The sequence below is a fragment of the Pseudomonas endophytica genome, assembly GCF_001411475.1.
In the GTDB taxonomy this organism is placed as follows: Bacteria; Pseudomonadota; Gammaproteobacteria; order Pseudomonadales; family Pseudomonadaceae; genus Aquipseudomonas; species Aquipseudomonas endophytica.
Map to the genome: position 1 here is coordinate 1 of NZ_LLWH01000099.1, position 4,244 is coordinate 4,244.

General features: G+C 57.6%; 3 protein-coding genes and 1 pseudogene. 2 read left to right on the forward strand and 2 right to left on the reverse strand.

The window, feature by feature from the left end; genetic code table 11:
• Together AQS70_RS07870 and AQS70_RS07875 are read right to left on the reverse strand one after the other, a co-directional pair.
• Nucleotides 1-602, reverse strand: a 602-nt coding sequence (locus tag AQS70_RS07870) for a quinone oxidoreductase family protein (RefSeq protein ID WP_156355070.1), incomplete at its 3' end; no start/stop codon positions are given.
• Between the two features lie 104 nt (nt 603-706).
• Nucleotides 707-1,471 (reverse strand): AraC family transcriptional regulator, encoded by a 765-nt coding sequence (locus tag AQS70_RS07875; protein ID WP_055102305.1) that lies wholly within the window; start codon nt 1,469-1,471, stop codon nt 707-709.
• 516 nt (nt 1,472-1,987) lie between these two features.
• On the opposite strand from AQS70_RS07875, the gene glgA reads away from it, so the two are divergent.
• Complete coding sequence (glgA, locus tag AQS70_RS07880; RefSeq protein ID WP_055102306.1) at nt 1,988-3,556, forward strand: glycogen synthase GlgA; 1,569 nt, start codon at nt 1,988-1,990, stop codon at nt 3,554-3,556.
• A gap of 75 nt (nt 3,557-3,631) precedes the next feature.
• A pseudogene (locus AQS70_RS07885) lies at nt 3,632-4,244 on the forward strand (4-alpha-glucanotransferase); the annotation flags it as partial.

The window sequence follows — 4,244 nt, forward strand, 5'->3', positions numbered from 1 at the left end:
AGGACCTGCCCTGCCAAGGCGTCGGGCTGCTCCAGCACGATCACTTGCTCGCCCTGCTCGCGCAGCACACGAGCGTGCTCCGGTCGGCGTCCAGCCGCTAACACGTTTGCCCCCAGCACCCTAGCCAAGCCCAACGCCGCCGCTCCCACTGCACCATTGGCGCCTATCACCAACAGACGCGTACCGCTCATCACACCACTGCGTTGCAAAGCATTCCATGCAGTGGTGTACGGCACCCCAATGCTTGCAGCCTGTTCAAAGCTCAACGCTTCAGGTTTGCGCGCGATTGCACTGACTGGCACTGTCAAATACCCCGCGTGGGAACCATCACGGTAAAACCCTAGATCTTTGCCCGTCCCCCAGACCGCTTGACCCACGCTCGCTTGAGGCCCTTCCACAACCACACCGGCAAAATCACGGCCAGGAATCCGCGGCAATGTGGTGTAAGGAAACCGCCCCAACACGTTCTTCACGTCGCTGGGGTTCAAGCCCGCCGCTTTAACCTGCACCACTACTTCACCCGCAGCGGGCGTCGGGGCTGGCACGTCGACCACTTGCAAAGCAGCTAAATCACCGGTTTTCGAAAATTGCAGGGCCTTCATGTTCAACCTTCCGGGCGAGTAAGAAGGTGATGAGTGTATGGCCGCAAAACAATACCTATCGGTCAATGCCTTCAGCCTATCGGCCAGAATTAGGCATCCAATGGTTACCGCTGCACATATAAAGCAGGCGTAACGCCCAACGCTCGTCGGAACATGTCGCTGAAGCTGCTCGGCGAGTAGCCCAGTGAACGCGCGATTTGGTTAACCGGCACGCCTTGAATCAGCTCCGCCGCCGCCGTTGCCAGTTGTACTTGGCGTCGCCATTGCGCAAAGCCCATGCCCAACGTTCCCTGAAACAACCGCGCCAACGTACGCACACTGGCCCCTACGTTCGCCGCATGCTGCTCGAACGCGATGTCCAGAGTCGGGTTGGCCATCACTGATTGGCACAGGTTGAGTAACCGTCGATCCGACGAATCGGGCATCGACACCTTGAGCAGCGTACGTCGAGCACGCTGCAACTCGAACAGTGCCAAGTTAAGCAACGCATCGGTGTAGGCCGGTTGTGCATCCTTCTGATCAACCAGGTTGATGATCAACTCGCGTAACAGCCGCCCGACCTCAATGACCTGCACGGTACTGTCCAACGTATTCGCCGTGGCTAGGGGTAGGTAGATATTGCGCATCTGTAGGTCTGAAACCACACGTATCCCGTGGGGCACTCCCGGTGGTAGCCAGACCGCACGTTGCGGCGGCACCGCAAGGGCTTCATTCGGCGTATCGACCCACATCACGCCGCTCATGGCATACAGCAACTGCCCCCATTCATGCTGATGCGGCTCAATGTACAAGCCACGCGGATAGGTACGCGCCAGCGGCTGTACCGCCACGCCGGGGTCAGACAAATCAGGGGGAGCAGCGAGGGCCATAAGCAGTTCAGGTCAGAAAAGTGATTCCACATATTACCTGAGCGAATTTGCGTCTTTTGCACCAAATGAAACCCTTGTCATCGGTTAAACAACCGGTCGTCGCCCAACGGCTGACACGCTTCATAGTGTTCAAACGTTTACGAGGTTAAAGATCGCTCCAATAGTGCTCACGCGCGCACCGAAACAGCGCGCTCAGCCCACCATGTAGTGGACCTGAAAAGCCCTTGCTTGAGCCCCAAAACCTAATATTCGCTGAATCCTGACTATCAGCGCGCGACATCTCTCCTACACTCATCGCAGTCGTCTATGCCCTACTCAATGTCGTTATGAACAAAGCGAACCTTCTGCCCGTCTGACAGGTCAACCTGAAATAGGGCGCCCTGCTTGGTGCATTCTTTGCAGCACCTGTTTCACCTTTTGAGCAGGTCGACGGGGGGTGACTATTACCAATCTGAACGTGGAGGCTGGCTGGCTACAAGGCCGATAGCAGCTTAATAAGTACAACAGGAGAGAGTCATGATCAGTGCTGCTGCCTCACATCAAGATGAACGCTTAAACCCGCCGAGTGCGCCCAAAATCACCCTGGGCGGATTAGCCCCTGCGGGTAAAGCAGCGCTGCCAGTGGTGAATACCAACCCCAATAAAAAGAAAGTCCTGTTCGTGACCTCTGAACTGGCGGATCTGGTCAAAACCGGTGGCCTTGGTGATGTGTCTGCCGCCCTCCCAAGGGCCATGCGTCACCTGCATGACGTGCGGGTGCTAATTCCTGGGTATCGGCAGGTACTCAACAGCGATAACCCCATTCATATCATTGGCGAGCTCAGCGGGCATGCAGCCCTGCCCCCGTGCAAAATCGGGCGCATGGACCTCGCAGACGGCTTAGTCATTTATGTGCTGATTTGCCCAGAACTGTACGAGCGCGAAGGCTCGCCGTATGGCGCCAACAATGGGCGCGACTGGCCCGACAACCATATTCGCTTCGCTCGCCTAGGCTTGGCGGCCGCCGATATCGCCGCCAACTTGGCGCAGATCCACTGGCAGCCTGATCTGGTGCACGCCCACGATTGGCCCGCAGGTTTGGCGCCCGCTTATATGCACTGGCGAGGTCAGCGCACACCGACACTGTTCACCATCCATAACTTGGCTTACCAAGGAGTATTCAGTCGTGCTTGCTGCCCGGAACTGGGGATCCCGCCCCATGCATTGCAACAAGACGGCATGGAGTTTTATGGCAAGTTGTCATACCTCAAGGCGGGTATGGCATACGCCAGCCACATCACCACCGTCAGCGCGACCTACGCCCAAGAAATCACCACCCCGGCCTTTGGCTGCGGGCTTGACGGCTTTTTGGCCAGCAAAACTCAACAAGGTTTACTCAGTGGCATTCCTAACGGCATTGATGACACCTGGGAAGCCTCGAGCGACCCGCATCTGATTGCCCCGTTCAAGATCGGCGACTGGGAAGGTAAAGCGCTGAATACAGCTTATGTGCGCGCTCTGTTCGATCTGCAACCCTCTACCGGGCCTTTGTTCGCCGTAGTGTCGCGGCTGGTGTATCAAAAAGGTCTGGACCTGACCGAAGCGGTGGCCGACTTCATCGTCGCCTCAGGCGGTCAGATTTGCATCATTGGCCGCGGGGAACCGGAAGAAGAACAAACCATGCGCGATCTAGCTTTGCGCTTCCCAGGGCAAGTAGGCGTGCGCATTGGCTTTAATGAAACCGACGCCCGACGCATGTTCGCCGGTAGCGACTTTTTGCTGATGCCCTCGCGTTATGAACCCTGTGGCTTGAGCCAAATGTACGCCCAGCGCTTTGGATCATTGCCAGTGGCACGCAACACCGGAGGCTTGGCTGACACCATCGAAAATGGCGTCACCGGCTTTTTATTCGATGAGTCCAGCGTAGAAAGCTACACCCAGGCGCTGACCCGCGCTTTTAGAGTCTTTGCCCAACCAGAACTGCTGAATGCAATGCGTTGCCGGGCAATGGCGGCCCCATTTAATTGGTGCAACGCCGTTGAACCTTACGCTGAGCTTTATGAGCGCTTGGTCGCTCAGTCAATGGTTCGTAGCAGCGCGTTTTAAACGTTTCAAGCATCTCAGCACCCTGATCTGCACGACGTTCTACAGCCACTCGCCAGCCTTGAAGGGAGCCCGCCAATGAGCGAAGCGCAATTGGAAATACTCGCCGGCCGAGCCGGTTTGGCCGTTGACTGGATTGATGCCAACGGCCAGCCACAACGCGTAACCCAGCCCGTGCTGGAGGCCATTTTGGCGGGTTTGGGATTGCCCGCCGACAGCCCAGAAGCCATTGAAACCAGCCTGCTTAACTTGCAGCTGGAGCAACAAAACAAACGCTTGCCGCCTCTGCTCACCGCCGACGAAGGCAAGGCGTTAGACCTATCGCGCTACTTTCAGTCGAACAGCCACTGCATGGTCTATTTGGAAAACGGCGGCTCGCTGCCCATCCAACTCGATGCCGATGCCATGCTGCCAGGCATGATTCCCATCGGGTATCACCGGGTGCAGGTGGAGGAGCAATTTTTTACCTTGGCCGTGGCCCCCGCGCAGTGCTTCAGCATTGCCGACGCCCTGCAACAATCAGCGCCTAGGATTTGGGGCTTGGGTGTGCAGCTCTATTCGTTACGCCGTTCGGGCGATGGCGGCTTCGGTGATACCCGGGCGCTGGAAGTGCTGGCTCAGGCCGCGGGCGAACGTGGCGCTGACGCCTTGGCGATAAGCCCCGTGCATGCCATGTTCAGCAGCGCCCCCA

Excerpts from the sequence above, each read along its gene's own strand:
- AQS70_RS07875 (WP_055102305.1), bottom strand. The coding sequence starts at position 1,471 with ATGGCCCTCGCTGCTCCCCCTGATTTGTCTGACCCCGGCGTGGCGGTA.
- glgA (WP_055102306.1), top strand. The coding sequence starts at position 1,988 with ATGATCAGTGCTGCTGCCTCACATCAAGATGAACGCTTAAACCCGCCG.